Origin of the sequence: Paenarthrobacter sp. AMU7 (assembly GCF_041200195.1) — a bacterium.
Lineage (GTDB): Bacteria > Actinomycetota > Actinomycetes > Actinomycetales > Micrococcaceae > Arthrobacter.
In genome coordinates, this window is record NZ_CP165735.1 from 2,577,536 (window position 1) to 2,604,175 (window position 26,640).

Sequence of the window (26,640 nt, forward strand, 5' to 3'; positions counted from 1 at the left end):
GGACGGCGGCATCTGCCGTGTGTCCCTGTGCTAAGAATTCGGGTGTGGGCTCAGTTACAACGCCGGGAAGACCCGTGTGAGCTCGGCGCCCACCCGATCAACCACTGCAGCGGCGACATCGGCCTTGGAACCGGCGGCCGACTGCGGGTCGGCTCCGTGACCGGAGAGGATCACCACGGAATTGTCATCCTGGCCGAACACGCGCCCAATGCCCACCTGATTAACTACCAGGAGGTCGCAGCCCTTGCGCTTGAGCTTGGCCGTTGCGTGTTCCAGGACGTCTCCCTGGGCGTCGCCTGTTTCGGCCGCGAAACCGACAATCAGTTGCCGGCCACCCTCGGCGTTGCGGCGTTCCACGAGCTCATGCAGGATGTCAGGATTCCGGATCAACCGCACCACGGGCGCATCCTCGCCGTCGACCTTTTTGATCTTGGTGTCCGAGACCTCGGCCGGACGGAAGTCCGCCACGGCGGCGGCCATGATGACGACGTCGGAATCCACTGCCGCCTTCAGCGCGGCCTCGCGCAGTTCCAACGCCGACTCAACACGGACAAGCTCGACGCCGGCGGGCGGTTCGACGTCCATATGTGCGGCAAGGAACCGAACAGTTGCCCCGCCAGCCAAGGCTGCGGCGGCCAAGGCAGCACCCTGCTTGCCGGACGAGCGGTTGCCCAGGAAGCGGACCGGGTCCAGCGCCTCCCTGGTGCCACCGGCTGAGATCGTTACGATCCGGCCTGCCAACGGCTGCTCCGCGGCGGGTGAAGCCTTGGCGCCATCCGCCACCTCAGTCAAAGCCATCGCAGCCGTGAAGATTGCTTCCGGCTCCGGCAGGCGGCCAGGGCCCGAGTCGGACCCGGTGAGGCGACCGGAGGCTGGCTCGAGTACTGTCACACCGCGGCTGCGCAACGTCTCCACGTTCGCCTGGGTTGCGGCGTGCTGCCACATCTCAGTGTGCATGGCCGGAGCAAAGAGCACTGGACCGTGGGCCATGAGCAGCGTATTGGTAAGGAGGTCGCCCGCTTGTCCTGTTGCAGCCTTGGCCAGGAGGTCCGCCGTGGCGGGTGCAACCACAATCAGGTCGGCTTCATGGCCCAGGCGCACATGGTTGACCTTCTCGACGTCGTCAAAGACGCTGTTGCTCACAGGGTTGCCCGAGAGGGCCTCCCACGTCGCGACTCCAACAAACCGTGTGGCCGCTTCCGTGGGGATGACCGTGACCTTGTGGCCGGCTTCAGTAAAAAGCCGGAGGAGCGATGCAACCTTGTAGGCTGCAATCCCTCCCCCGACTCCGAGGACTATGCGCACGTGACCTCCGTCAACAGGCAGTCTGTACTTATTCTGCAGGCTCGATCGGCGTGGAAACCAAAAGGCCTTCGTTGATCTCGCGCAGGGCGATGGACAGCGACTTCTCGTTCAGCTTGGTGTCAACCAGCGGGCCGACGTACTCAAACAGGCCCTCGTGGAGCTGGGCGTAGTAGGCGTTGATCTGGCGGGCACGCTTGGCGCCGAAGATGACCAGGCCGTACTTGGAATCAGCAGCCTCAAGCAGCGAATCGATCGGCGGGTTGATGATGCCTTCAAGGTTCGTGGACACGAATTCTCCAAATTTTAGCGGGCCAACAAATGCAAGCGCTTAGCGCTGGTGCGGGGTAAGCCCCATGAGTGAAACAAGCTCGTCCGCTGCCCGGCGAACGTCGTCATTGATGACGGTGTGGTCAAACTCCGGTTCAGCAGCAAGTTCCAGTTTAGCGGTTTCCAGCCTGCGCTGCTGTTCCTCGGGAGTTTCAGTGCCGCGGCCCACCAGGCGGCGGACCATTTCGTCCCACGTCGGCGGTGCCAGGAACACAAAATTCGCGTCCGGAACAGCCTTCTTGACTTGGCGTGCGCCCTGGAGGTCAATCTCCAGGAGGACGGACTTTCCTTCGGCGATGGCGGCGTTGACAGTACTGCGGAGCGTCCCGTAGCGGTTCTGTCCATGCACCACAGCCCACTCCAGCAATTCACCATCCGCCACCAGGGAGTCGAACTCCTCGGCAGACTTGAAGAAGTAGTGAACGCCATCCTGCTCACCCGGACGGGCGGCCCGGGTGGTTGCCGAGACTGAGAGCCAGACCTCTGGATAGTTGTCCCTGATGTAGGTGGATACGGTTCCCTTGCCAACGGCAGTGGGGCCTGCAAGGACAGTCAGTCCGGGTTTCTTGCTCACGGATTCCTTCGGGGAGATGCGTCAAACGCTTTGCTGGGTGTCCATAAAATCTACCAGCGCCCGGGCCTGGTGAATTCCCAGGCCCCTGATGCGCCGGGATCCGGCGATGCCTATCTCCGCCATGATCCCGGCCGCCCTGACGGGGCCAATGCCCGGCAGGGCCTCCAGGAGTTCCACCACACGCATGCGCGCAATCGCCTCGTCCGTTGCCCCGGAAGAGATCAGCTCCGCAACACTGACCTCGCCGCGCTTGAGCCGTTCCTTGGCGGCGGCACGGACTGCCCTCGCCTTGGCGGCCTTCTCCAGCGCATCGGAACGCTCCTGTGGTGTCAGCTCTTTAAGGCCCACTGCCAAACCCCTGTCAGATCGCGATTGTGATCCAGATCACGCGGACTGATCCTGAACCTACCGGCAGGGGCGCTGTTGCGCAATGCGGTCAGGCAACTTACTCCGACCGAAGCCCGCCCAATGTCTCTTCGGTTGCGGCACGAAGGCCCACCACGGAGGGACCTGCGGCCAGGATGCCCCGGCTGGAGGTAGCCAGGACCGAAGGATAGGCAGCACCGAACGTCGCACGAAGGTCAGCAGGGGTTGCACCCTGGGCGCCGAGCCCCGGTGCGAGGATCGCGCCGCGGACCTGGCCCAGATCGATGTCCAGGTCCCCAAGCGCCGACCCAATGGTGGCGCCCACAACCAAACCAACAGAACCAAGGGTCCCCTCGTACCGCTGGTTCTCCGCTGCAGCAGCGGCCACGATCCTGCGCGCCACCGAATCATCGCCACCAACGTGCTGGACCGACTTCCCTTCCGGGTTGGACGTCAGGGCCAGGACAAACACTCCCCTGCCATATTGCGCAGCGAGGTCCAGCGCCGGACGCAGCGACTCAAAGCCCAGGTAGGGGCTGAGGGTCACGGAGTCTGCGGCCAAGGACGAACCGTCACGCAACCAGGCGTCCGCGTACGCCGCCATGGTTGAGCCGATGTCGCCACGCTTGGCATCGGCGATGCTGAGCACGCCTGCTTCCGAGGAAGCGGCAAGCGTGCGCTCCAGGACGGCCATGCCGGCGGAGCCGTGACGCTCGTAGAGTGCCACCTGCGGCTTGACCGCGGCAGCGAGGGAAGCGACCGCCTCCACCACTGTCAGCGAGAAGCGTTCCAGGCCGGCGGCGTCGTCGTTCAATCCCCAATCAACCAAAAGCTGCGGGTGGGGATCGATTCCGACGCACAGCGGACCGCGGGAGGCCATGGCGGCCGCCAGCCGGGAGCCAAAAGACTCCCGGACCGGCGGCTGCGCCTGCTGCAATTGGGCAGACTCAGGCATTGGCTGCTTCCACTGCTGCTGCCAGGTTGGCCGCGTGCTCCTGCAAGCTGGTCACGGACCACTCGTAGGTACGCAGGGCCTCGATGGCCTGCACAGCCGCGTTGAATTCGGCGACGGTGGTGATGCAGGGAATCCCGATGGACGTTGCTGCGGCGCGGAGTTCGTAGCCGTCGCTGCGGGCTTCGCCGCCGGACGGGGTGTTGAAGACCATATCGATCTCGCCAGCGATGACGAGGTCAGCAATGGTTCCTTCACCTTCAGCGCTGCTGCCCTCGGCCACCTTGCGGACCGGAGTCGCGTGGATGCCGTTACGACGCAGGACGTCCGCCGTGCCACCGGTGGAGACGATCTCGAAGCCGAGGTCCGAGAGGCGCTTGACACCCATGATGACCGAGCGCTTATCGCGGTTGGCCACGGAAACGAAGATCTTACCCTCGGTGGGCAGTGCGTTGTTGGCAGCGGCCTGGCTCTTGGCGAAAGCGGTGTCGAAGTGCTTGTCGATGCCCATGACTTCACCGGTGGAGCGCATCTCCGGGCCGAGCAGGGAGTCAACAACCTTGCCTTCGGGAGTGCGGAAGCGGCTGAACGGAAGCACGGCTTCCTTCACGGCAACCGGCGCGTCCAGGGGCAGCGTGGAACCATCACCGGTTTCCGGCAGCATCTTGTAGGCGCCGCGGAGCTGGTTGATGGTGACCCCGGTACCGATGAGGGCTGCTGCTTTGGCCATCTGCACGCCCGTTGCCTTGGAGACAAACGGAACCGTGCGCGAGGCGCGCGGGTTGGCTTCGAGAACGTACAGGACGTCTGAGGCCAGCGCGAACTGGATGTTGATGAGGCCGCGGACGCCCACACCTTCAGCGATGGCACGGGTTGCCGTGCGCACGCGCTCGATCACGTTATTGCCCAGGGTGATCGGAGGAAGCACGCAGGCGGAGTCACCGGAGTGGATACCGGCTTCTTCGATGTGTTCCATGATGCCGCCGAGGTACATGTCGGTGCCGTCGAAGAGTGCGTCGACGTCGATCTCCACGGCGTCCTCGAGGAAGCGGTCGATCAGTACCGGGTGGTCCGGCGTAATTTCCGTGGCGTTGGCGATGTAGCGGGAGAGGTTCGCTTCGTCATAGACGATCTCCATGCCACGGCCGCCCAGGACGTAGGACGGCCGAACCAGCACCGGATAGCCGATTTCGTCGGCAATCTTCTTGGCGTCCTCGAAGGACACCGCGGTGCCGTTCTTCGGGGAGGTCAGTCCGGCTTCGTCCAGCACGCGGGCGAAAGCACCACGGTGTTCGGCGAGGTCGATCGCTTCCGGCGAGGTACCCAGGATGGGCACGCCGGCGTCGGCGAGCTGCTGTGCCAGCTTCAGCGGAGTCTGCCCACCGAGCTGCACGAAGACGCCCATCACGCCGCCTGTGCGTTCCTCGGCTGCGATGACCTCAAGGACGTCCTCAAGGGTCAGCGGCTCGAAGTAGAGACGCGTGGAGACGTCATAGTCCGTGGAGACGGTCTCAGGGTTGCAGTTGACCATGACGGTCTCGTAGCCGGCCTTGCGCAGCGCCATGGAGGCGTGGACGCAGGAGTAGTCGAACTCAATGCCCTGGCCGATGCGGTTGGGGCCGGAGCCGAGGATGATCACTGACGGCTTGGCGTGCAGGCCTACCTCGTCCTCTTCGTCGTAGGAAGAGTAGTGGTAGGGGGTGTAAGCGGCGAACTCCGCGGCACAGGTGTCCACCGTCTTGTAGACCGGACGGATACCCAAAGCCTGACGGACTCCGCGGACCACGGCCTCGTTGTTGTGCGTCAGGGCACCGATCTGCTCGTCGGAGAAACCGTGGCGCTTGGCGTTGCGCATCATTTCCTCCGTGAGCACGCCGGCCTTGCGGATCTCCTGGGCTGTCTCGTTGAGCAGCTGCAACTGGTCCAGGAACCAAGGGTCGATCTTGGTGGCCTCGAAGAGTTCTTCCACGGTGGCGCCGCCGAGCATGGCGCGCTGCACCTGGTGCAGGCGGTCCGTCGTGGGTCGCTTGGCCTTCTCGATGAGCTCTGCGACTTCGTATTCCGGCACGGAGCTGAAGTCCAGCTGGGAACCCTTCTGCTCAAGCGAGCGGAGGGCCTTTTGCAGGGCTTCGGTGAAGTTACGGCCCATGGCCATGGCTTCGCCAACGGACTTCATGGTGGTGGTCAGCGTGTTGTCTGCTGCCGGGAACTTCTCGAACGCGAAACGCGGGACCTTGACCACAACGTAGTCCAGGGTCGGCTCGAAGGAAGCCGGGGTCTTCTGCGTGATGTCGTTCGGGATTTCGTCCAGGGTGTAACCCAGGGAGAGCTTGGTGGCGATCTTGGCAATGGCGAAGCCGGTTGCCTTGGACGCCAGTGCTGAGGAACGCGAAACGCGGGGGTTCATTTCGATGACCACGACGCGGCCAGTGGCGGGGTCGATGGCGAACTGGATGTTGCAGCCACCGGTGTCCACGCCAACCTCGCGGATGACGGCAATGGAGACGTCGCGCAGCTTCTGGTACTCGCGGTCCGTCAGGGTCAGCGCCGGCGCAACAGTGATGGAGTCACCAGTGTGGACGCCTACGGGATCGAAGTTCTCGATGGAGCACACAACAACGACGTTGTCGTTCTTGTCGCGCATCATCTCGAGCTCGTATTCCTTCCAGCCGAGGATGCTCTCTTCAAGCAGGACCTCGGTGGTGGGGCTGTACTGAAGGCCCTGGCCCACGATCCGGCGAAGGTCGTCCTCGTTGTACGCCAGGCCCGATCCCAGTCCACCCATGGTGAAGGACGGACGGACCACCATCGGGTAGCCGAGGTCCTCGGCAGCGGCGAAGGCCTCTTCCATGGTGTGGATAATGTGGCTGCGTGCGGATTCTGCACCGCAGCGCTCCACGACGCCCTTGAACTTCTCGCGGTCTTCGCCAAGCTCGATGGCGGCAATGTTCGCGCCAATGAGTTCCACGTTGTACTTCTCCAGTACACCGTTCTTGTCCAGGGCGATGGCCGTATTCAAAGCCGTCTGGCCACCCAGGGTGGGCAGGATGGCGTCCGGGCGCTCCTTGGCGATGATCTTCTCCACCACCTCCGGGGTGATGGGCTCAACATAGGTGGCATCGGCGAACTCGGGGTCCGTCATGATGGTGGCCGGGTTGGAGTTCACGAGGATGACCCGCAGGCCCTCCTCCTTGAGGACGCGCAGTGCCTGGGTGCCTGAGTAGTCGAACTCGGCTGCCTGGCCGATGACGATCGGGCCCGAACCAATGACAAGGACGCTCTTGAGATCTGTACGTTTGGGCATTACTTCTTGTCCTCAGTCTTGGATTCGGTGGAGTTTTCGTCTGTGGCCTTGGACTTGGTGTCGGCCATGAGGTCGATGAAGCGGTCGAAGAGGTAGGCGGCATCGTGCGGACCAGCGGCAGCTTCGGGGTGGTACTGAACCGAGAAGGCGGGGATGTCGAGGCAGGCGAGTCCTTCAACGACGTCGTCGTTCAACGAAACGTGGCTGACTTCAACCCGTCCGTATCGCTCTTCAGGCGCCACGGTGGAACCGTTCAGCGGGGCGTCAACGGCAAAGCCGTGGTTCTGCGAGGTGATTTCCACCTTGCCGGTGCGGCGGTCCATGACGGGCTGGTTGATGCCGCGGTGGCCGTAGCGGAGCTTGTAGGTGCCAAACCCAAGGGCACGGCCCAGGATCTGGTTGCCGAAGCAGATGCCGAAGTACGGCAGCTTCTCGTCCAGGACTGAACGCAGCAGGGAGACCTGGTGGTCCGCCGTGGCGGGGTCGCCGGGACCGTTGGACATAAAGAAGCCGTCAGGGTTGACTGCGTTGACGTCTTCCAGAGTGGAGGTTGCCGGCAGCACGTGGACGCGGACACCGCGCTCTGCGAAACGCACGGGCGTCATGGCCTTGATGCCGAGGTCGACGGCGGCGATGGAGAACCGCGGTTCGCCTTCCCAGCCGTGGTCCTTGGGCTCAACGACATAGGCCTCATCGATGGAGACTTCCTCCGCCAGGGCTGCGCCTTCCATGGGAGCGCTGGCAAGCACGGCGTCCAACAGTTCCTTGTCGGTGGCCTGGGCAGCCTCGCCGGAGAAGATGCCTGCGCGCATGGTTTTGTGCTCGCGGAGGTGGCGGGTGATGGCACGGGTGTCTACGCCCTGGATGCCAACGATGCCCTGTTCCACCAGTTCGTCATCGAGGCTTCGTTCCGAACGCCAGTTGGAGGGACGGCGTGCGGCGTCGCGTACGACGTAGCCTGCCACCCAGATCCGGCGGGACTCAGCGTCTTCGCTGTTGACGCCGGTGTTACCGATGTGCGGCGCAGTCTGGACTACCAGCTGGCGCGCGTAGGAGGGATCCGTGATGGTCTCCTGGTAACCGGTCATGCCGGTGGCGAACACCGCTTCACCGAGCGCAGTTCCCTGCGCGCCGTAGCTGCGGCCGCGGAACATGCGGCCGTCTTCGAGCACCAGCACTGCTGCTGAGGGGGCGGGTGTGGTGGCTGCTTTACTATCCGTCACTTTATTACTTTCCACTATCGGCATCTGCCTGAGGGGCTGCGGAGATCAATTCCTGGAGGGCTTCGAGGAGGAGCTGCTTGTCGGCTGCGCGCCTGGACCGGAATCCGGTATCCAGTTCCCGGCCACCGAGTTTCCAGCTGATGACCAGGAGCCCGTCTTTTTCGACGAACTTCCCTGCCATTCCGCTGGACTCACGGCTGTCGGCCAGTGCGGAGCGGGGGATGAAGACCGGGGCGGCACCGGAGCGGTCGAACAGCACGCCTTCGGCGTGGATGCTCAGTTCCGCGTTGGTCCGGATACCCAGGCCCTGAACCGCGATCCGGTCCAGCCAGTCGCCCGCCGTGGTGGTGGCAACGTACTGGCCATCTGCGACGACGGTGGCCGGCGTCAGCTGCTCCGGCACCGCTGGTAGGCGTTCGACGTCGGCTTGTCGCCGCAGCCTGTTACGCCACCCCAGCCAGATCATCGCCAGGACGACGACGATCAACGGCACCGTGATGAGCACGGTCAGTGTCTGGTTATCCATTAATTGCTGCTGACTTCCGGGTACCGGTACGGCGTGTTGAGCCGGCCGTCGAGGACCGTGGGATGGCCTTTGAAGAAGGTTGCCACAACGGATCCGGGCAGCTCCTTGCCCTTGAACGGTGAATTGCGGCCCATGGTTGCCATTTTATGGGGGTCAACGGTCCATCGCGCAGCCGGGTCCACCAGGATGACGTTGGCCGGTTCGCCAACCTCCAGCGGACGGCCCTGGTCAGCGACACGGCCGATGACCGCCGGAGTGAAGGACGTCACCCTGGCGAAGTCGGCCCAGGACATCAGGCCAGTCTCGATCATGGTCTCCTGGACCACCGACAGAGCTGTCTCCAGTCCGGTCATGCCCATTGCGGCCTGCGCCCACTCACATTCCTTATGTTCGCTGGGGTGCGGTGCGTGGTCGGTGCCCACGACGTCGATGGTGCCGTCTGCCAGGCCTTCACGCAAAGCTTGCACGTCAGCATCGGTACGCAACGGCGGATTGACCTTGTAGACGGGGTCATAGCTGCGGACCAGTTCATCAGTGAGGAGCAGGTGGTGCGGCGTGACCTCGGCCGTGACGTTGATCCCCCGCGCCTTGGCCCAGCGCACGATTTCCACGGATCCAGCGGTGGAGACGTGGCAGACGTGGAGGCGGGACCCAACATGCTGGGCCAGCAGGACATCCCGGGCGATGATGCTTTCTTCGGCAACGGCCGGCCACCCGGTCAGTCCGAGGACCGCTGAGACAGTGCCTTCGTTCATTTGTGCCCCGGCGGTAAGGCGCGGTTCCTGCGCGTGCTGGGCCACCACGCCGTCGAACGCTTTCACGTACTCCAGGGCGCGACGCATCAGGACCGGATCATGGACGCAGATACCGTCGTCGGAGAACATGCGCACCTGGGCACGGGAATCGGCCATGGCCCCCAGCTCGGCGAGCTGTTCGCCGGCCAGACCCACAGTGACTGCTCCTACGGGACGAACGTCCACCCAACCCGACGCGCGGCCCAGGCTGTGAACCTGCTCCACCACGCCCGCAGTGTCAGCCACCGGGTTGCTGTTGGCCATCGCGTGGACGGCCGTGAAACCGCCCAAGGCAGCGGCCCGGGTACCGGTTTCAACCGTTTCGGCGTCTTCGCGGCCGGGTTCGCGCAAGTGGGTGTGCACGTCAACCATGCCGGGCAGGGCGATGAGGCCTGCGGCGTCAATCACCGCAGCGCCGTCAGCGGCGAGGCCCTGGCCGCGCGCTTCGATGATGCCATTGCGGATCAGCAGGTCTTCAGCTTCGCCACCGAGGATGGCGGCCCCACGAAGCAGGTAGGTATTCTCGGCCATCATTTGGTCTCCTTGCCGGACTGGCTTAAGGTGTGGGCGGCTTCGCGGGAGTCTCCGGAGAGCAGCAGGTAAAGGGCGGCCATGCGGACCGAAACACCGTTGCGCACCTGGGCAAGCACGGTGGAGCGCGGCGAATCCGCGGCGGCGGAGGATATTTCCAAGCCCCGGTTCATGGGCCCGGGGTGCATGATGATGGTGTCTTTCATGCCGAGGTCATCCAGAGCACGGAGCCTGGCGTCGTCGAAACCCCAGCGACGCGAGTACTCCCGGGTTGAGGGGAAGAACGACGCGTTCATGCGCTCACCCTGGACGCGCAGCATCATCATGGCGTCAATGCCGGCTTCGAGCGTCTCGTCCAGGTTGTAGCTGACTTTGCAAGGCCAGTGCTCGACGCCGATGGGCAGCAGGGTCGGTGGCGCCACCAAGGTGACTTCAGCGCCGAGGGTCTTCAACAACCAGACGTTGGACCGGGCAACGCGGGAGTGCAGGACATCGCCGGCGATCGCTACCCGCATGCCCTTAAGGTCAGCACCGGTGGATTCGCTGCCGTTGACCTTGGACCAGTGCCGGCGCATGGTGAACGCATCCAGGAGCGCCTGCGTCGGATGCTCGTGGGTGCCGTCGCCGGCATTGATAACGGCGGCGTCAATCCAGTCTGTCGCGGCAAGCCGGTGCGGGGCCCCGGATGCCCAGTGACGGATGACCACGGCGTCTGCGCCCATGGCGGCCAGGGTCTGTGCCGTGTCCTTGAGGGACTCCCCCTTGGACACCGAGGATCCCTTGGCGGCGAAGTTGATGACGTCGGCAGAGAGTCGCTTTGCGGCAGCCTCGAAGGAGATGCGGGTGCGGGTTGAGTCTTCGAAGAAGAGGTTCACCACTGTCCGGCCGCGCAACGCGGGCAGCTTTTTCACTTCACGCTCACCAACGGCGGACATCTCTTCTGCCGTGTCAAGGATTCGGATGGCGTCGAAAGCACTCAGGTTCTCGGTGGAAAGGAGGTGCTTCACTTGCCGGCCTCGATAACTACCTCGTTGACGGGCACACCGTCCACGGAGTCGATTTCCTCGAGGTGGACACGGACCTTTTCAGAAGAGGAAGTAGGCAGGTTCTTGCCCACGTGGTCCGCGCGGATGGGCAGTTCCCGGTGGCCCCGGTCCACCAGAACGGCCAAGCGGACAATCCGGGGGCGGCCAAGGTCCACCAGCGCGTCCAGTGCAGCACGGATGGTACGGCCCGAGTACAGGACGTCGTCGATCAGGACAACCACTTTGTTGTCGATTCCTGACAACGGCAGGCGTGTGTGGCGCGGGGGCCGGGTGGGCTGATGGGAGAGATCGTCACGGAACATGGTGACATCCAATTGGCCGACAATCGTTTCAGCGTTGACCGAGGGGTCGGCAGCTGCGATCTTTTGGGCGAGCCGTACGGCCAACGGATAGCCGCGGCTGGGAATGCCCAGCAGGACCAGGTCCTGGGAGCCTTTATTGGCTTCGAGGATCTCATGGGCGATACGAGTGAGCGCACGGTCAATGTCCGCCTGGTTAAGGACAACCCGCGACGGCACGTGCGCTGAAGTGACTTCAGTCATCGCTCGTCTCCCCTTTCCCCGCCTCACGGGACGGAATTAAAAAAGGAATATTTGCTTTTCAAAACTACCACAGGGGCCCTTCGCCACCGCACCGCCCGACCAACCCAAGCGTGAGTTTAAGCTCACACTGCGTGCCGTGGAATAGGCTCTTGCCCATGACCATGAACCACCACGGCCAACCCGGCGGACAGCCCTATCCGCGACCCTATCTGGAACCTGGCGCCAACCCCACGTGGATCGGACGGGTACAGCCGGGAAACTATCAACCGGCTCCAGGGAATCCAGCCTCACTCCCCCGGCAAACCTGGGCCACACCACAGGCTCCGCGCACCCGCCGGTCGCTGGGCACACTCCCCTTGGTCATTGTTGGTGGGGTCCTTGCCCTTGCCAGCCTGATGCTGGTGCTGCCGTTCCTGCTGGGCAACACCGGGGTGACAGGCTTCGTGATCGGCTTTATTGCTTCGTTGATTCCGTTGTCCGTGGTGCTGCTGACGGTACGACTCATCGATCGCTGGGAGCCGGAACCAAAAAGGCTGCTGTGGTTCGCCTTCACCTGGGGTGCCGCAGTGTCCATCGCCGGGACGCTGCTCATCCAGCCCCTCTTTGCCCTGGCCGCACCCACCAGCAGCGAAGAAGCTTTCACCTACTTCATGGCAACGGTCCAAGCACCCATCGTCGAGGAATTCACCAAGTCGCTCGGATTGCTGGTCTTGATCCTGGCCGCCCGGAAGTACTTTGACGGACCCGTGGATGGGGTGGTGTTCGCCTTCACCATTGCCGCCGGCTTCGCCTTCACTGAAAACATCCTCTACTTTGGACGCGAAATTGCCTCCTCCACCGATCCCGGGACGGACTTGGTCCGTATCTTCATCCTCCGCGGCGTCATGTCACCCTTCGCCCACGCTCTGTTCACCGGCACCACGGGCCTGATCATGGGCTTTGCTGCGCGGAGGTGGCACAGCGGCTATGCCGTACTGGGATTCTTCATTGGGTTACTGCCCGCGATGTTCCTCCACAACCGTTGGAACAGCATGGGTCAGAACTTCCTGGCGGAGTACTTCGTGGTCCAGGTCCCCATCTTCCTGGTGGCAGCAGTGGGCATCATCCTGCTTCGGGTCGCTGAAGGAAAACTCACGCGCCAACGCCTCCTGGAGTATGCCCGGGCCGGTTGGTTCACTCCGGCCGAGGTGGAGATGCTTGCCACCTCGCGCGGCAGGCGCCAGGCGGTGCGCTGGGCATCCACGCGCGGCCGTGGAAACCAGATGAAGTCCTTCATCAAGGGAGCCACTGCTTTGGCGTTCACCAGGCAGCGGATACTCAGCGGGCGGGACGTCCACGTTCACCAGCAAGACGAGTTGGAGCATCTCCGCAACATCCCCGGTCTGCGGGCAGCAGTTCTCCAATAACGGGAAAAGGACCCGCTCCCACAGTTTCCTGTGAAGCGGGTCCTTTGAATTCAGGCCAGGCGTGTACTTAAGCGAGAAGTGATGGCTTCAGCTTCTGGAGCCGGCCGAGGAGTCCATTGATGAACGCCGGGGACTCGTCCGTGGACATCGTTTTGGCAAGGGCCACGGCTTCGCTGACAGCTACACCATCCGGAACCTCGTCATTGTAGAGAAGTTCCCACGCGCCGATCCGCAGAATGATACGGTCCACGGACGGCATCCGTTCCAGCGTCCAGCCCTGGGCATACGTTTCCAGGAACTCATCGATGGTTGCCTGCATGGAAACAACACCCTCGACGATTTCCACCGTGTAAGGGTTGATGACCAGGTCAGTCTTCTCCCGGCGCGCCGTCATGGCGTCGAATGCCGGGACGGAGCGCTGCTCCGCCTCGAAAAGTACTTCAAGAGCCCTGCTACGGGCTTTACCGCGTGCGCTCACTAGTCGTTGACCCGGCCCAAGTAGCTGCCATCGCGGGTGTCGACCTTGACTTTGGTGCCCTGCTCGACGAACAGCGGCACCTGGATCTCGTAGCCGGTTTCAACGGTGGCCGGCTTGGTGCCTGCCGAAGAGCGGTCACCCTGGAGGCCCGGCTCCGTGTAGGTGATTTCGAGGACAACGCTCGGGGGCAGTTCAATGTACAGCGGGGTGCCCTCATGGATGGCAATGTTGACCATCTGGTTTTCAAGCATGAAGTTGGTGGCGTCGCCAACCGTTGCACCGGAGACGGTGATCTGGTCGTAGTCCTGGGTATCCATGAAAACGAAGTCTTCGCCATCCTGGTACAGGTACTGGTAATCACGGCGGTCAACCGTGGCGGTTTCGATCTTCAGACCGGCGTTGAAGGTCTTGTCGACCACCTTGCCGGACATGACGTTGCGCATCTTGGTGCGGACAAAGGCGCCACCCTTGCCAGGCTTGACGTGCTGGAACTCGATAATGTTCCAGAGCTGGCCCTCGAGCTTCAGTACGGTCCCGTTCTTGATGTCGTTTGTGGTTGCCACTCGTATCCTCTGGTTATCGCACTGGTTCTAGCTGCCAGCTATCTATGCCAAGCAGGCGTACCAATCGGCCCGCCAGCGCGTATTTATCAAAAATCCAAGAACCATTCTACCGGCAAATACGCCGGGGGCTTGCGGGGCGTGTTTCCGCGTGCGTCAGGAAGCCAGTTCCAGCACATTCCGGGCCCTTTGAAGGGCAACGGCGGAGGAATAGATCAGCGCGGCATCAGCAGCCATGGCGACGCGCAGGTCCAAGGCTTTGGCGAACTCCTCGGATGCAGCCAGGGCGTTCCCGCTGACGAAGTATGCCCGCCCCAGGTACTGGTGGACGATCGCTTCCTTCGAGCTGCCCTGGACGTCGTGCAAGAGGTGGCGGAACAACTGTATGGCGCGGTCCAGCCGGTTGGTGGCACGGTGGACTTCCGCCTCGAAGATCCTCAGTCGGAACGACTCGGGATCCTTGTAGCGGGCTTCGGCCAACAGTTCGGCTGCCTCGTTGGGCTGATTTTCCAACAGCAATGCCATGATGCGGTCAGCGGGATCATCAGAGGCGGCAAGTGCCGTCTCCATGACTTCCTCGTTGACTATCACGGGCAGGAGGGTATCGGGATTGGTACGGACGCCCGGGAAGCCGGCTGTTGGCCAGTCGCTGACGCCTTCCCGCACGGCGACACTCATGATGCGATTTCCTGGTAGGCCGCAAACAGGAGGGAGGTATCGGGAACGTCCAGGATGCCAGGCTTGGCAACGCCGTCAAGGACAACGAACCGCAGAAGGTCGCCCCGCGACTTCTTGTCCCTGCGCATGCCATCCAGCAAACCCTGCCAGCGGTCACGCCGGTAAGTGATGGGCAGTCCGAGGCTTTCCAGGATGGTGCGGTGACGATCTGCATCGGCATCCGACAACCGCCCCACGCTGCGCGACAACTCGGCGGCGAACATCATGCCCACTGAGACAGCAGCACCGTGGCGCCAGGAGTAGCGCTCCACGAGTTCAATGGCGTGTCCCAGCGTGTGGCCATAGTTCAGGATTTCGCGGAGGCCGGATTCCTTGAGGTCCTGTGACACGACATCTGCCTTAACCGTAATGGCCCGCTCGATGAGTTCCCGGACAACGTCCGAGGACGGGTCCATCACTGCGTCGGTGTTCTTCTCAATCAGGTCCAGGATGGCGGGATCAGCAATGAACCCACACTTGATGACCTCGGCCATGCCGGAGATGAGCTCGTTCTTGGGCAGCGTCTGAAGCGTGTCGAGGTCTGCCAGGACGGCAGCCGGCGGGTGGAACGATCCCACGAGGTTCTTGCCCTCGGCCGTGTTGATGCCGGTCTTTCCGCCCACTGAAGCATCCACCATGCCCAGAAGGCTGGTGGGCATGTGGATGACCTTGACACCACGAAGCCATGTGGCTGCCACGAACCCGGCCAGGTCCGTCACGGCGCCACCTCCGACCGCCACGATGGCGTCAGAGCGGGTGAAGTCGTTTTGGCCCAGCACCTGCCAGCAGAAAGCAGCAACCTGAATGTGCTTGCCTTCTTCCGCATCAGGGATTTCGGCAGTCAGCGCGGTGAAGCCGGCTGTTTCCAGCTCGTCGCGAACCGTGTCCCCCGTCAGGCGGAGGGCCCGGGGATGAATGACCAGGACACGCCGGACACGCTCCCCCAGCTTTTCAGGAAGGGTCCCCAAAAGACCGCGCCCCACTACGACATCGTAGTTTTCATTGGCGGACTGGCCAGTCACCTTGATGACAGTTGCTTCGTTACTCACTTTTCAACTTCCTCTTTCAAGGCTGCATACTGGCGCAGCCGCTCCTCCAACTGGAGGCCGATTTCCGCCACGGATCCTGAACGGACGTCCATGACGATGTCCGCGAGACGCTCATAGACAGGACGCCTCGTAGCGAACAATGCTTCCCACCGCGTCATCGCATCACCCTTCAGCAATGGCCTGCCAGTGTTGCGCGCGATGCGATCGGCAACGGTCTCCGCGTCACATTCGAGGTAGACCACCGTGCATTCTTCCAGCAGTTGCTGGGTTCCGGAGTCCAGGACCGCTCCCCCGCCCAGGGAAATAATGGCGGGCTGAACCCTGGCATTCTCGATGGACTTCGCCACTGCCCGGGCTTCAATTTCACGGAAGGCGTGCTCTCCGCGCCCCGCGAAAATATCCGCGATACTGCCGTGGGCAGCGACCACCACAGCGTCGGTATCCACGAACGGGAGCCCCAACTGCTGGGCCAACTGCTGGCCAATGGCCGACTTGCCAACAGCCATAGGGCCCACCAGGACAACGGGACGGCCGGTGCAGCCGTCCAGGATCGGGCGAACCACTACCGGCCGACCGAGTCCAGGGTGGCCGGTATGTTGCCGAGGTAGCTTTGCAGGTTGCGGCGGGTTTCGGCTACGGAGTCGCCGCCGAACTTCTCGGCGACGGCCTCGGCCAGGACCAGTGCAACCATTGCTTCGGCGACTACACCGGCCGCGGGCACTGCACAGACGTCTGAACGCTGGTGATGGGCCTTGGCGGGTTCACCTGTGCTGACATCGATGGTGCGCAGGGCACGGGGAACGGTAGCAATCGGCTTCATGGCTGCACGCACGCGCAATACCTCGCCAATGCTCATGCCGCCCTCAATACCGCCGGCGCGGTTGGTCTGCCGAACAATTTTCCCGTCAGCATCCTTCACGATTTCATCGTGGGCAGCGGAACCACGGCGCGCAGCAGTAAGGAACCCGTCTCCGACCTCCACTCCCTTGATGGCCTGGATGCCCATCAGCGCAGCAGCCAGGCGGGAGTCAAGGCGGCGGTCCCAGTGCACGTAGCTGCCCAGTCCCGGCGGAAGTCCGTATGCCAGGACCTCAACAACACCGCCAAGGGTTTCGCCTTCCTTATGGGCGGCGTCCACTTCAGCGACCATGGCGTCGGAGGTCTGACGGTCAAAGCAGCGCAGGGGGTCCGCGTCGAGCGCCAGGACATCCTGGGGCAGCGGCAAGGGGCGGCCCTCGGGAACAGTCACGCTGGCGATGGAAACAGTGTGGCTCACCAATTCCACGCCCAGCTGCTTAAGGAACTGCGCGGCAACGGTGCCAAGGGCCACGCGGGTGGCGGTTTCCCTGGCGCTGGCGCGTTCAAGCACGGGACGGGCTTCGTCGAAGCCGTATTTCTGCATGCCCGTGAAATCTGCATGCCCTGGGCGCGGCCGCGTCAGGGGTGCGTTGCGGGCTTGATCGGCAAGGATTCCGGGATCTACGGGGTCAGCAGACATGATCTGCTCCCACTTGGGCCACTCGGTGTTGCCCACCTGGATGGCTACGGGGCCGCCCTGCGTCAGGCCATGACGAACGCCACCCATGATGGTGACCTCGTCTTGCTCGAACTTCATGCGGGCACCACGTCCATAGCCCAGGCGGCGACGCGCCAGGGCATCACGGATCTGCGCGCTGGTGAGTTCAACACCGGCGGGCACGCCTTCAACAATTCCGATCAGGGCCGGACCATGGGATTCACCGGCAGTCAACCAACGCAACATATAACCAATCCTGCCATGTAAGGCTTCTAGAACACTCGCCGGGGAAGCCCGACTGAGTCGCACATCACATCTATGACGGCGGCATCCACGTCACAGCCGCTGAAGCGCCTGATCTGCTCGGCCGCCTGGTACATCAGCATCTCAAGGCCCGGGACTACGGCGCCTCCGTGACCATGCCACACCTCAGCAAGGCGGCTGGGCCAGGGATCGTAGGCAACGTCCAAAAGCACACCGGCCCCTGTTCCCGGCAACGCCGCCAACTCATCCGCCAAGGAATCGGCGGCACGCGGCGGGAATGTGGAGATCACCAGGTCGGTGCCCGCCACAGCGGTGGCTGCTTCAGTCAACGGTCTGACACGGAGGGAAATTCCGACGGCGGCTGCAGCGGCTTCCGCCTCACCGGCACGCCCTGCATCACGGACGAAGACATCCACGTGGCTGCCACCAAGTTCCTTGACAGCCGCAACGGCCGCAGCGGAGGTACCGCCGCCACCCAGGATGGCCGCGTGGGGCGTGGAAGCAACCCCGGCATACCGGACCGCCTCAACGATCCCGGCGACATCGGTGTTGTATCCAACGCGTCGCACCGCTCCGCCGTCGTGTTCAAAGACCACGGAGTTGATGACTCCCAACTGGGCGCCCGCGCCGCGGACCTCGTCAACCTCCTTGACCATGGCCGACTTCAACGGCATGGTCACTGAGAGCCCGCACCAGGAGTCATCGCCGAAGAGTGAGCCCATGAATGCTGGAAGGCCGTCCACGGTGACATCGATTGCGGAGTATTCAATGTCAACGCCCAGTTTGGCGTAGGCAGCAGTATGCAGGGCCGGTGACTTCGAATGCGAGATCGGATGCCCCAGGACTGCGGCACGACGACTCACACACACCGTCCCGGATTGGCCTGGCACCACGCGTTGTACTGCTCAACGTAGACGTTGTGCTCAGCCAGCGTCTTGGAGAACTTGGTTTCTTTGCTGTCCAGGTTGATGGTGACCCAGTACATGTAGTCGTTCTGGGTGGGTTTGGCCGCAGCATCAATGGCAGTCTTGCCCGGTGAGCCGATGGGTCCAGCCGGCAACCCAACATTGGCGTACGTGTTGTACGTATTGGACTTATCGGCCTTTTCTTCCTCCGTGAGATGGAAGGATTTCTTGCCGAGTCCGTAGGTCACCGTGGCGTCAGACTGGATCAGGCCGCTGGTTTCCACATTGTTTGGCTTGAGCCTGTTGTAGATGGCGCCGGCCACGTTTCCATAGTCCGCTTGACCGCCTTCTGCCTGCACAATACTGGCGATGGTCACGGTGTCGTACTGCTTGCCCGGTTCCGTGATTCCCTGGGACTTGAGCTCATCCAGCGTGGTAGTGGCCAACTTTTGGATGATGTCCTTGGCCGGCGTGCCGAGCGGAAAGCGGTACTCCCCCGGGGCCAGGAAGCCTTCGAGGTTCTTGGCCTTGGACGGAATGCCGAACTGTGCCGGGGCCTGGTTGAGCGCGTTGAGTTCCTGCATGGAGATACCCGAGCCCTTGGAAATGGCTTCCAGCGACTCATTGATGCGAAGGCCCGCACTGAGGGCGAAGTACATCACCTTGGATGCGTCCTTGTTGACCAGGACATCCACGGCGTCGGAATTCTTCATCTCGGTCCGGAAGGTGAACTCGCCCGGGGACAATTCGCCGCCGTCGTTAAGGAATTCCTTGACGAAGGCATCGGCGTCGGCCACCACTTTGTTCTCGACGAGTTCTACGGCCACCGCCTTCGGTCCGGAGCCTTCGGGCACAGTGATGTTGACCGAGCCCGTACCTGGGCCCGGATAGTCGGTGACCTTGTCCATGCCCAGCAAGGGCTTCAGGAACTGGGCCCCGATGGCTATTGCGGCAACGAAGACACCCAGCGTGATCAGCAGGGCAAGGACGCGACGACGGCGGCGGGCCTTCTTGACCGCTGCCTTGGAGGAAGCCGTCTGCTCTACAGGCGCGATGAGGTCGTGGTGGTGTTCATCGTGGTGAAGACCATCGACGAGGTGCTCATCGTGGTAAAGATCGTCCGGGTGGTGTTCATCGTGGTGAACCCCATCCGCGTGGTGCTCATCATGAAAATCGCTGTGGGGCCCATGCCCGGCGACGTCGTGCGTAGGGTCGGAGTCCTCATGCCCGGGGTGGTGATGTCCTTCCACCTCGTGGGCTTCAGCGCCCTCCAGGTGATTCCCGCCATGATCCGGTTCAGCCGGGCGCGCTTCCTCCGGAGTCTCAACGGACGGCGATTCGTCAGTGGACGCCGGGGTGGGCTCGTCGGCAGGACTCGGCGCTGTAGACACTGGTTGCGCGGCGGGAACGGGAGGAGCAGCAGGCTTTGACACGGGAACGGGTGGAGCAGCCGGCACAGGTGGCGCAACCGGAGCCGGGGGCACCGCGGGAACAGGACTGGGCAATTCAGGCTCACGGTCCGCGGACGCAGCAGCGGCTTCCCCGGGGGTCGCTTCGGGAACGGGTACGACGTTATGGTTCTGCGTGGCGAGGAATCGTTCCCGCGCCCGCAGCTCTTTGCGGGTCAGCGGCATACCGCCGCCGGCGGTACCGCTGGAGGGGTCGTTGTTGACCGGGCTCACAGTTGCAGTCCCCTCGTAGAAGAATCGGGTTCACGGCCGGAGGCAGCCCGCAGCGTTGGGGCACTGCTGGGCTTATCGGATTGCGCCGGTGCCTGCACTCGGCGGCCAACGTCCGTTCCTCTGGCTTTTTGCATGTCAATTGCGTGCTGCAGTATTCCAGCAGCGGCAACCTGATCAACCACTTTACGGTGGTTCCTGCTGCTCATGCCAGCTTGATGCAGGTTGCGGTGTGCCGTGACGGTCGAAAGCCGCTCGTCCACAAGGCTCACGGGGATGTCCAAACCAACCCGCATCAGTTCGTTGGCGAGGAGTTCGGCGTACGCGGTGGCCATGTCTGCCGAGGCACGTTCCTCACCCTTCATGGTGCGGGGAAGGCCCACAAAGATCTGCACCGCAGGCAGTTCAGCGGCGTGCTTGACCACGAAGCGGACGTCGGAGTTCTTCTTGGCGTCGCGTAAAACAGTCTTGAAGGGTGTGGCCAGAATTCCGTCGGGATCGCAGATGGCGACGCCTACACGGACGGTGCCGACGTCTACCCCCAGCTTGATGCCCCGGGGGTAGACGTCACCGTGAGTACTTGCAGCCACCGTCAGCGCTTGGCTATCGCATCCACCACCGCTGTGAGGGCCTCAGGGACCTTCCCAGCGTCGGCGCCGCCGCCTTGGGCGACGTCGTCTTTACCGCCACCGCCACCGCCAAGGATGCCGGCAGCAAGGCGAACCAGCGCGCCGGCCTTGACGCCTGCTTCGCGGGCGGCCTCATTGGTGGCGATGAGGATCACCGGGCGGTCATTGCTGACGCCTGCCACAGCCACCGTGGCAGCCTCCGAGCCGAGGCGGCTGCGGAGGTCCAAGGCGAGATTCCGGAGATCGTCGGCACCGCCGACCTGACCGGCGTCGTGGGCTACTACGCGCACACCCGCAGCGTCCTTTGCAGTGCCCACCAGGTTTGCGGCAGCCGCGGCCAGCTGCTCCTTGCGAAGGCGGTCGAGTTCCTTCTCCGTTGCCTTCAGCTTGCTCAGCGTGCTGGAAATGCGGTCGGCGAGTTGCCCGGAGGGAACCTTCAGGAGTTCTGTGAGCTCAGTCACCAAGGCCCGCTCGGCGGCCAGATGACGGAATGCGTCCAGGCCAACGAAGGCTTCAACACGGCGGTTTCCGGAGCCAACGGACTGCTCTCCCAGCAGCGAAAGGCTGCCGATGAGCGAGGTGTTCGACACGTGCGTTCCACCACACAGCTCGCGGGACCAGGCGCCGTCGATCTCCACGACGCGCACTTCGCTGCCATAGTTTTCGCCGAACAGTGCCATGGCACCCAGCGCCTTGGCTTCAGCGAGCCCCATCACCTTGGTGTCTACCCGGTAATTGTTCCGGATGGCGATGTTGGATACTTCTTCGATCTCGGACCGCGTGGCTGTGCTCAGACCCTCACCCCAGGCGAAGTCGAAACGCAGGTAGCCGGCTTTGTTGTAGGAGCCACGCTGGGTAGCTTCCGGGCCCAGGATTTGATGCAGGGCGGCGTGCACAATGTGCGTGCCGGTGTGGGCCTGCTCGGCTGCGTGGCGACGTTCACGGTCGACGGCGGCGCGCACCAACGCATCTGAGGCAATCTCGCCTTCACGGACAATAGCCTTGTGCACGCTCAGGCCCTTGATGGGCCGCTGAACGTCCAGGACCTCCACCACGAAGCCATCGCCGGTGATGAGGCCGGTGTCAGCGGACTGGCCGCCCGCTTCGGCATAGAACGGGGTTTCGTTGAGGACCAGCTCAATTTCGTCGCCGGTGGAGGCATGCCCTACAGCACGGCCACCGCTGACGATGCCGCGGACCGTGGATTCGCCCTCAAGTTCGTCATAGCCCGTGAAGACGGTCTCGCCCTTGCCCAGGAGATCCTGGTAGGCGCTGAGGTCCGCGTGGCCACCCTTCTTACCCTTGGCATCAGCCTGTGCACGCTGGCGCTGCTCGAGCATAAGCGAGCGGAATCCTGCTTCGTCCACCTTGAGGCCGGCCTCTTCCGCCATTTCCAGTGTCAGGTCGATCGGGAACCCATAGGTGTCGTGCAGGGCAAAGGCGTCGGCGCCGGAGAGCGGAACACCGGCGGCCTTCGATTCCGCCACGGCATCCTCGAGGCGGGCCGTGCCCGAAGCAATGGTGCGCAGGAACGCCTTTTCTTCGGCGTAGGCAATGCGGCTGATCCGGGCGAAATCCGTCTCCACCACGGGGTAGACGCCCTTCATGGCGTCACGGGAGGCGGGAAGAAGGTCCGGCAGGCAGGCCTTTTCGACGCCGAGCAGCCGCATGGCGCGGACTGCGCGTCGAATGAGGCGGCGCAGCACATAGCCGCGGCCTTCGTTGGACGGCGAAACACCATCAGCAATCAGCATGAGGGCAGAACGAATGTGGTCTCCGACGACGCGCATACGGACGTCGTCCGTATGGTGCGGGTCCTCCGGAGACTCGGCCGAGGTGTACTCCCGGCCGGACAGTTCTGCAGCCTTGTCGATGACCGGGCGGACCTGGTCGGTTTCGTACATGTTCTCGACGCCCTGGAGGATCATCGCGAGACGTTCCATGCCCAGGCCGGTGTCAATGTTCTTCTGCGGGAGCTCTCCCACGATGTCGAAGTCCACCTTGGAACGGACATTCTCGATCTGGTACTGCATGAACACGAGGTTCCAGATCTCGATGTACCGGGTCTCATCGGCCAACGGGCCGCCTTCGATGCCGTAGGCGGGGCCGCGATCGTAGTAGATCTCCGAGCAGGGACCGGCAGGACCCGGCTGGCCGGTGGACCAGTAGTTGTCGGCTTTGCCCATACGCTGGATGCGCTCGGCCGGGATGCCGGTGTTCTTGAGCCAGAGTTCCTTGGCTTCGTCGTCTTCTTCGTAGACAGTCACCCAGAGGCGCTCGGCGGGAAGTCCGTAGCCGCCGTCGTCAACGCTGGTGGTGAGCAGCTCGAACGCGAACTTGATGGCGTCTTCCTTGAAGTAGTCGCCAAAGGAGAAGTTGCCGCACATCTGGAAGAACGTCCCGTGGCGGGCCGTTTTCCCAACTTCCTCGATGTCTCCGGTGCGGATGCATTTCTGGACGCTCGTGGCACGGCTGTACGGGGGTTCTTCGCGCGCAGTCAGGTACGGAATGAACGGCACCATTCCGGCGACGGTGAAGAGAAGGGACGGGTCGCTGGAAACGAGCGACGCGGAGGGAACGGCGGTGTGGCCCTTGCTGACAAAAAAGTCCACCCAGCGTTTGGTGATCTCCTGCGACTTCATTAGCTGATTACTTACCCTTCTCAATTCACTGCACGTCATGTGCGCGGTACCGGCTGGTGCCGTTCCGCAGTTTTCCATTCTGCCCTGTTGCGGGCGTGGGAGCGAACCGCTCCGCTAGCGTCGGCCTGCTCCGGCGTCGTCAATCCCCAACGCCGCCCGAAGGTCCTCTTCCCGCTGGTGCATGCCCGTCCGGACCGCGTCGGCGAAATCGAACAAGCCGTCAGCCATCCGGCCCACGGCACGGTTCAAGCCCTCAGGACCGATGTTCGCCTGGGCCTCAGTGATCTTCCGGAAGGCAATGACGCCGATGGCGACGCCGATGCCCATCCACACAATTCTTTTCATGGGTTTCTTTCTCCCTCTTATTCAGCGACTGTATAGGGCAGCTGCTGCGCAGGTCAGCGGCTGCGGCGGCCGGAGGAAGGTGCACGGCGGCCGGCGAAGGCGGAACGTACGCCATAGCTGAAGGCAGCCACCTTGATCAAGGGAGAACCCACCGTGGCCGCCACCAGAGAGGACAACGCGGAGATGTTGGCCGAGGCATCGGAGACGTTCGAGGCGATCCCGTCAACCTTCTTCAGCTGCTGGTTGGTGGTGGTAACCGTAGCGGTCACTTCATCCATCAAGGGGGTTGCACCGTCGCTGATGGACCGGATGGAGGTGCGGACCTCGTCAAAAACGCCACCCAGCTTCAAGATTGGCACAGCCAACAACAACACAAGGAGCGCGAAGACTCCTGCTGCGATGAGGCCGGCGATGTCGCCACCAGACATAGAACTCTTCTCCTAGGGTTGTTGCATTGCCCTGCACCAGCCGCTGAACGGCTTTGGACAAGGCCTCCCAAGTACCTTACCCACTTTGGACCGGTACCTTACATACAAAGAAGCCCGCGGCATGTGCCACGGGCTTCTTTGTATACGCTGCTTGAATTTAGCGAGCGTAGAATTCGACGACGAGCTGCTCTTCGCAGATCACGGGGACCTCAGAGCGCTTGGGGCGACGAACCAGGCGTGCCTGCAGGGCCTCGATCTTGACGTCCAGGTACGGCGGCACGTTGTTCAGAACATGTGCGCCTGCAGCTGCCACCTGGAACGGGGGCATGACCTCGGAGCGGCTGTGAACGTGGATGAGCTGGCCTTCGCCAACGCGGAAGGACGGGCGGTCCACGCGGATGCCGTCAACCATGATGTGGCGGTGCACAACCAGCTGGCGGGCCTGTGCGATGGTGCGGGCGAAGCCTGCACGGAGCACAAGGGCGTCCAGACGCATTTCGAGCAGCTCAACCAGGTTTTCACCGGTCAGGCCCTTGGTGCGGCGTGCTTCTTCGAAGGCACGGGTCATCTGGGCTTCGCGGATGCCGTACTGGGCGCGCAGACGCTGCTTTTCGCGCAGACGTACGGCGTAGTCGGAGTCCTGCTTCTTGCGGGCACGGCCATGCTCACCGGGGCCGTACGGGCGGCGCTCCATGTACTTGGCGGCCTTGGGGGTCAGAGCGATGCCGAGTGCACGCGAAAGGCGTGCGGTACGGCGAGCACGAGTGTTGTTAGCCACTTGTGTCCTTCCAATTACTGCGGTGTGTCAGTGTTACTGGCCTCCATCAGGGAGAGCATCGGCCAACCGCTGCCTCTTGCTACTAGCCCGGGCGCACAGCACTGTTGAAGGAATCTTCAGTGGGATTGTGCGTCGGGCCATGCCAGACAAGGAACAATCGTACCATGCACAACGTGGTTGACGCCTGTGGGCCTTCGAGGGGAATGGGCGCCCTTGCCTACTCCCCACGCACTATCTTGCGGAGCCGTTCCAACCTGCCGGCAATATCCCGTTCGGCTCCGTTATTGGTGGGCTGGTAGTAGTCCTTCCCTACCAAATCGTCGGGCGGGTACTGCTGGGTTGCCACACCGTGCGGTTCGTCATGCGCGTACTTGTAGCTCTTGCCATGCCCCAATTGTTTTGCCCCGGGGTAATGCGCATCCCGCAAATGCATGGGGATGCCACCGCCAAACCCTGCCCGGACATCAGCCACCGCTTTGTTCAAGCCCATATACGCGGCATTGGATTTCGGCGCGGTAGCCAAATGGACCACAGCTTCGGCGAGGACGATCCGCCCCTCCGGCATGCCGATCAACTGCACCGCCTGGGCCGCCGCCACTGCTGTTTGCAGCGCTGTGGGATCGGCCATTCCAATGTCTTCAGCGGCGGAAATCACGATGCGTCGTGCAACGAACCGTGGATCTTCGCCCGCTTCAAGCATGCGGGCCAGGTAATGCAGCGCGGCGTCGACATCCGAGCCACGGATGGATTTGATGAAAGCACTGGCGACGTCGTAATGCTGGTCCCCGGCACGGTCATAGCGAACCGCCGCGGCGTCCAAGGCACGCTCGGTATGGCGCAGTTCCACCAGCACCGGAGCGTCAGGGGTGCCGTCGCCGGCGAGCCCCGGCTCGCCGTCGTCGTTGATTGGTCCAGCGTCGCCGTCCTCCCCCGGCACGGCATCGGTACCGTCCGGTTCGGGCCCGACGGCGGTGCTGTCACCGAACGCGACCCCGGCAGCGGCTTCCAGCGCGGTCAACGCCCTGCGGGCATCGCCGCCGGAGAGGCGCACCAGATGGTCCAGCGCCTCCGGGCTGAGCTCCACACGTCCGGCAAGGCCGCGCGCATCGGCGACGGCACGTTGCAGCAGTCCCCCAATGTCGTCATCGGTGAGCGGCTTCAGCGTCAGCAACAGGGACCTCGACAACAGGGGCGACACCACCGAGAATGACGGGTTTTCCGTGGTGGCGGCGACGAGCACCACCCAGCGGTTCTCGACACCCGGCAGCAGGGCGTCCTGCTGGGCCTTGTTAAAGCGATGGATCTCGTCCAGGAAGAGGACGGTGGTTTTCTTATAGAGGTCGCGGGCCGTCAAGGCCTCATCCATGACGCGCCGGACATCCTTGACGCCTGCGGTGATCGCAGACAATTCCACGAACTTCCTTCCGGGACCCCGCGCGATCACATGGGCCAGCGTGGTTTTTCCCGTCCCCGGAGGCCCCCAAAGGATCACGGAGCTCGGTCCGGCAGGACCGGCAGCTTCGGCCCCGGCTGCCAGCTGCCGGAGAGGCGAACCATGGCCCAACAGGTGCTGCTGCCCCACGACGTCGTCCAAGGTACGGGGGCGCATCCGCACTGCGAGGGGACTGCGCTGGGACGCCATCCAGTGCGCGTCGGAAGGCCCCCCGGGCGAATACGGCGAGGCCGCCGGTTCCTCCGACCCGTCGTCGTTGTCAGCACCGGCACCAAAGAGATCTTCCACATGGATAGGCTAC

The 26,640-nt window shown here is 63.2% G+C and carries 26 protein-coding genes; 1 reads left to right on the plus strand and 25 read right to left on the minus strand.

What is annotated here, in order from left to right:
* Positions 1–54: 54 nt before the first annotated feature.
* The 11 genes from coaBC to pyrR form a co-directional block, all read right to left on the minus strand.
* Positions 55–1,305: a bifunctional phosphopantothenoylcysteine decarboxylase/phosphopantothenate--cysteine ligase CoaBC gene (gene coaBC, locus ABQM86_RS11810; RefSeq protein WP_280622921.1), complete on the minus strand. Its 1,251-nt coding sequence runs from the start codon at positions 1,303–1,305 to the stop codon at positions 55–57.
* 28 nt (positions 1,306–1,333) lie between these two features.
* The gene (gene rpoZ, locus ABQM86_RS11815; protein WP_017197559.1) at positions 1,334–1,594 is read right to left on the minus strand and encodes a DNA-directed RNA polymerase subunit omega; all 261 of its coding nucleotides are present in this window, start codon (positions 1,592–1,594) and stop codon (positions 1,334–1,336) included.
* 39 nt (positions 1,595–1,633) lie between these two features.
* A complete protein-coding gene (gmk, locus tag ABQM86_RS11820) occupies positions 1,634–2,206 on the minus strand; it encodes a guanylate kinase (protein ID WP_207593659.1) in 573 nt (190 codons plus the stop codon).
* Positions 2,207–2,227: 21 nt separating this feature from the next.
* A complete protein-coding gene (gene mihF / locus ABQM86_RS11825; protein ID WP_207593660.1) occupies positions 2,228–2,554 on the minus strand; it encodes an integration host factor, actinobacterial type in 327 nt (108 codons plus the stop codon).
* 97 nt (positions 2,555–2,651) lie between these two features.
* Entirely contained in the window at positions 2,652–3,527 is an 876-nt protein-coding gene (gene pyrF, locus ABQM86_RS11830) for an orotidine-5'-phosphate decarboxylase (RefSeq protein ID WP_369744503.1), read from the minus strand.
* Positions 3,520–6,828, minus strand: a complete 3,309-nt coding sequence (carB, locus tag ABQM86_RS11835; protein ID WP_369744504.1) for a carbamoyl-phosphate synthase large subunit — start codon at positions 6,826–6,828, stop codon at positions 3,520–3,522. Before carB ends, pyrF begins: the two co-directional genes overlap by 8 nt.
* Entirely contained in the window at positions 6,828–8,075 is a 1,248-nt protein-coding gene (carA, locus tag ABQM86_RS11840; protein ID WP_337340264.1) for a glutamine-hydrolyzing carbamoyl-phosphate synthase small subunit, read from the minus strand. Before carA ends, carB begins: the two co-directional genes overlap by 1 nt.
* Complete coding sequence (locus tag ABQM86_RS11845) at positions 8,056–8,577, minus strand: hypothetical protein (RefSeq protein ID WP_369744505.1); 522 nt, start codon at positions 8,575–8,577, stop codon at positions 8,056–8,058. The genes carA and ABQM86_RS11845 overlap by 20 nt, the downstream gene beginning before the upstream one ends.
* Positions 8,577–9,902, minus strand: coding sequence for a dihydroorotase (locus ABQM86_RS11850; protein WP_369746663.1), 1,326 nt, complete (start codon positions 9,900–9,902; stop codon positions 8,577–8,579). Before ABQM86_RS11850 ends, ABQM86_RS11845 begins: the two co-directional genes overlap by 1 nt.
* Complete coding sequence (locus tag ABQM86_RS11855) at positions 9,902–10,909, minus strand: aspartate carbamoyltransferase catalytic subunit (RefSeq protein WP_369744506.1); 1,008 nt, start codon at positions 10,907–10,909, stop codon at positions 9,902–9,904. Before ABQM86_RS11855 ends, ABQM86_RS11850 begins: the two co-directional genes overlap by 1 nt.
* Positions 10,906–11,490 carry a bifunctional pyr operon transcriptional regulator/uracil phosphoribosyltransferase PyrR gene (gene pyrR / locus ABQM86_RS11860; protein ID WP_207593666.1) on the minus strand — a complete coding sequence of 195 codons (585 nt, stop codon included), beginning with the start codon at positions 11,488–11,490 and terminating at the stop codon, positions 10,906–10,908. Before pyrR ends, ABQM86_RS11855 begins: the two co-directional genes overlap by 4 nt.
* A 155-nt stretch (positions 11,491–11,645) precedes the next feature.
* On the opposite strand from pyrR, the gene ABQM86_RS11865 reads away from it, so the two are divergent.
* The gene (locus ABQM86_RS11865; protein WP_369744507.1) at positions 11,646–12,896 is read left to right on the plus strand and encodes a PrsW family intramembrane metalloprotease; all 1,251 of its coding nucleotides are present in this window, start codon (positions 11,646–11,648) and stop codon (positions 12,894–12,896) included.
* Between the two features lie 67 nt (positions 12,897–12,963).
* Here the strand turns inward: ABQM86_RS11865 and nusB are convergent, their stop codons facing one another.
* The 14 genes from nusB to ABQM86_RS11935 all read right to left on the minus strand — a co-directional run bounded on the left by nusB (position 12,964) and on the right by ABQM86_RS11935 (position 26,627).
* A complete protein-coding gene (nusB, locus tag ABQM86_RS11870) occupies positions 12,964–13,374 on the minus strand; it encodes a transcription antitermination factor NusB (protein ID WP_207593668.1) in 411 nt (136 codons plus the stop codon).
* A complete protein-coding gene (gene efp, locus ABQM86_RS11875; RefSeq protein ID WP_011774957.1) occupies positions 13,374–13,937 on the minus strand; it encodes an elongation factor P in 564 nt (187 codons plus the stop codon). Before efp ends, nusB begins: the two co-directional genes overlap by 1 nt.
* A 153-nt stretch (positions 13,938–14,090) precedes the next feature.
* Positions 14,091–14,612: a tetratricopeptide repeat protein gene (locus tag ABQM86_RS11880; RefSeq protein WP_369744508.1), complete on the minus strand. Its 522-nt coding sequence runs from the start codon at positions 14,610–14,612 to the stop codon at positions 14,091–14,093.
* Positions 14,609–15,700: a 3-dehydroquinate synthase gene (gene aroB, locus ABQM86_RS11885; RefSeq protein WP_207593669.1), complete on the minus strand. Its 1,092-nt coding sequence runs from the start codon at positions 15,698–15,700 to the stop codon at positions 14,609–14,611. The genes ABQM86_RS11880 and aroB overlap by 4 nt, the downstream gene beginning before the upstream one ends.
* Positions 15,697–16,263 carry a shikimate kinase gene (locus ABQM86_RS11890; RefSeq protein WP_369744509.1) on the minus strand — a complete coding sequence of 189 codons (567 nt, stop codon included), beginning with the start codon at positions 16,261–16,263 and terminating at the stop codon, positions 15,697–15,699. The genes aroB and ABQM86_RS11890 overlap by 4 nt, the downstream gene beginning before the upstream one ends.
* Positions 16,263–17,462 (minus strand): chorismate synthase, encoded by a 1,200-nt coding sequence (gene aroC / locus ABQM86_RS11895; RefSeq protein WP_207593671.1) that lies wholly within the window; start codon positions 17,460–17,462, stop codon positions 16,263–16,265. Before aroC ends, ABQM86_RS11890 begins: the two co-directional genes overlap by 1 nt.
* Before the next feature lie 26 nt (positions 17,463–17,488).
* Positions 17,489–18,343 (minus strand): shikimate dehydrogenase, encoded by an 855-nt coding sequence (locus tag ABQM86_RS11900; RefSeq protein WP_369744510.1) that lies wholly within the window; start codon positions 18,341–18,343, stop codon positions 17,489–17,491.
* Positions 18,340–20,067 (minus strand): endolytic transglycosylase MltG, encoded by a 1,728-nt coding sequence (mltG, locus tag ABQM86_RS11905; RefSeq protein WP_369744511.1) that lies wholly within the window; start codon positions 20,065–20,067, stop codon positions 18,340–18,342. The genes ABQM86_RS11900 and mltG overlap by 4 nt, the downstream gene beginning before the upstream one ends.
* Positions 20,064–20,654 carry a Holliday junction resolvase RuvX gene (ruvX, locus tag ABQM86_RS11910; RefSeq protein ID WP_207593674.1) on the minus strand — a complete coding sequence of 197 codons (591 nt, stop codon included), beginning with the start codon at positions 20,652–20,654 and terminating at the stop codon, positions 20,064–20,066. The genes mltG and ruvX overlap by 4 nt, the downstream gene beginning before the upstream one ends.
* Positions 20,655–20,656: 2 nt before the next feature.
* Positions 20,657–23,335, minus strand: a complete 2,679-nt coding sequence (alaS, locus tag ABQM86_RS11915; RefSeq protein ID WP_207593675.1) for an alanine--tRNA ligase — start codon at positions 23,333–23,335, stop codon at positions 20,657–20,659.
* A gap of 114 nt (positions 23,336–23,449) precedes the next feature.
* The gene (locus ABQM86_RS11920; protein WP_280622932.1) at positions 23,450–23,680 is read right to left on the minus strand and encodes a hypothetical protein; all 231 of its coding nucleotides are present in this window, start codon (positions 23,678–23,680) and stop codon (positions 23,450–23,452) included.
* A 53-nt stretch (positions 23,681–23,733) separates the two neighbouring features.
* Positions 23,734–24,108 carry a DUF948 domain-containing protein gene (locus ABQM86_RS11925; protein ID WP_011774967.1) on the minus strand — a complete coding sequence of 125 codons (375 nt, stop codon included), beginning with the start codon at positions 24,106–24,108 and terminating at the stop codon, positions 23,734–23,736.
* A 157-nt stretch (positions 24,109–24,265) separates the two neighbouring features.
* Positions 24,266–24,886, minus strand: a complete 621-nt coding sequence (gene rpsD, locus ABQM86_RS11930; RefSeq protein ID WP_207593677.1) for a 30S ribosomal protein S4 — start codon at positions 24,884–24,886, stop codon at positions 24,266–24,268.
* A gap of 217 nt (positions 24,887–25,103) precedes the next feature.
* Positions 25,104–26,627: a replication-associated recombination protein A gene (locus ABQM86_RS11935; protein ID WP_369744512.1), complete on the minus strand. Its 1,524-nt coding sequence runs from the start codon at positions 26,625–26,627 to the stop codon at positions 25,104–25,106.
* Between the last annotated feature and the right edge of the window lie 13 nt (positions 26,628–26,640).

What these genes read in the sequence shown, in the direction of transcription:
- pyrF (WP_369744503.1), bottom strand. Translation starts at nt 3,527, where the DNA reads ATGCCTGAGTCTGCCCAATTGCAGCAGGCGCAGCCGCCGGTCCGGGAG.
- carB (WP_369744504.1), bottom strand. Translation starts at nt 6,828, where the DNA reads ATGCCCAAACGTACAGATCTCAAGAGCGTCCTTGTCATTGGTTCGGGC.
- carA (WP_337340264.1), bottom strand. Translation starts at nt 8,075, where the DNA reads ATGCCGATAGTGGAAAGTAATAAAGTGACGGATAGTAAAGCAGCCACC.
- ABQM86_RS11845 (WP_369744505.1), bottom strand. Translation starts at nt 8,577, where the DNA reads ATGGATAACCAGACACTGACCGTGCTCATCACGGTGCCGTTGATCGTC.
- ABQM86_RS11850 (WP_369746663.1), bottom strand. Translation starts at nt 9,902, where the DNA reads ATGGCCGAGAATACCTACCTGCTTCGTGGGGCCGCCATCCTCGGTGGC.
- pyrR (WP_207593666.1), bottom strand. Translation starts at nt 11,490, where the DNA reads ATGACTGAAGTCACTTCAGCGCACGTGCCGTCGCGGGTTGTCCTTAAC.
- ABQM86_RS11865 (WP_369744507.1), top strand. Translation starts at nt 11,646, where the DNA reads ATGACCATGAACCACCACGGCCAACCCGGCGGACAGCCCTATCCGCGA.
- ABQM86_RS11880 (WP_369744508.1), bottom strand. Translation starts at nt 14,612, where the DNA reads ATGAGTGTCGCCGTGCGGGAAGGCGTCAGCGACTGGCCAACAGCCGGC.
- aroC (WP_207593671.1), bottom strand. Translation starts at nt 17,462, where the DNA reads ATGTTGCGTTGGTTGACTGCCGGTGAATCCCATGGTCCGGCCCTGATC.
- alaS (WP_207593675.1), bottom strand. Translation starts at nt 23,335, where the DNA reads ATGAAGTCGCAGGAGATCACCAAACGCTGGGTGGACTTTTTTGTCAGC.
- ABQM86_RS11920 (WP_280622932.1), bottom strand. Translation starts at nt 23,680, where the DNA reads ATGAAAAGAATTGTGTGGATGGGCATCGGCGTCGCCATCGGCGTCATT.
- ABQM86_RS11925 (WP_011774967.1), bottom strand. Translation starts at nt 24,108, where the DNA reads ATGTCTGGTGGCGACATCGCCGGCCTCATCGCAGCAGGAGTCTTCGCG.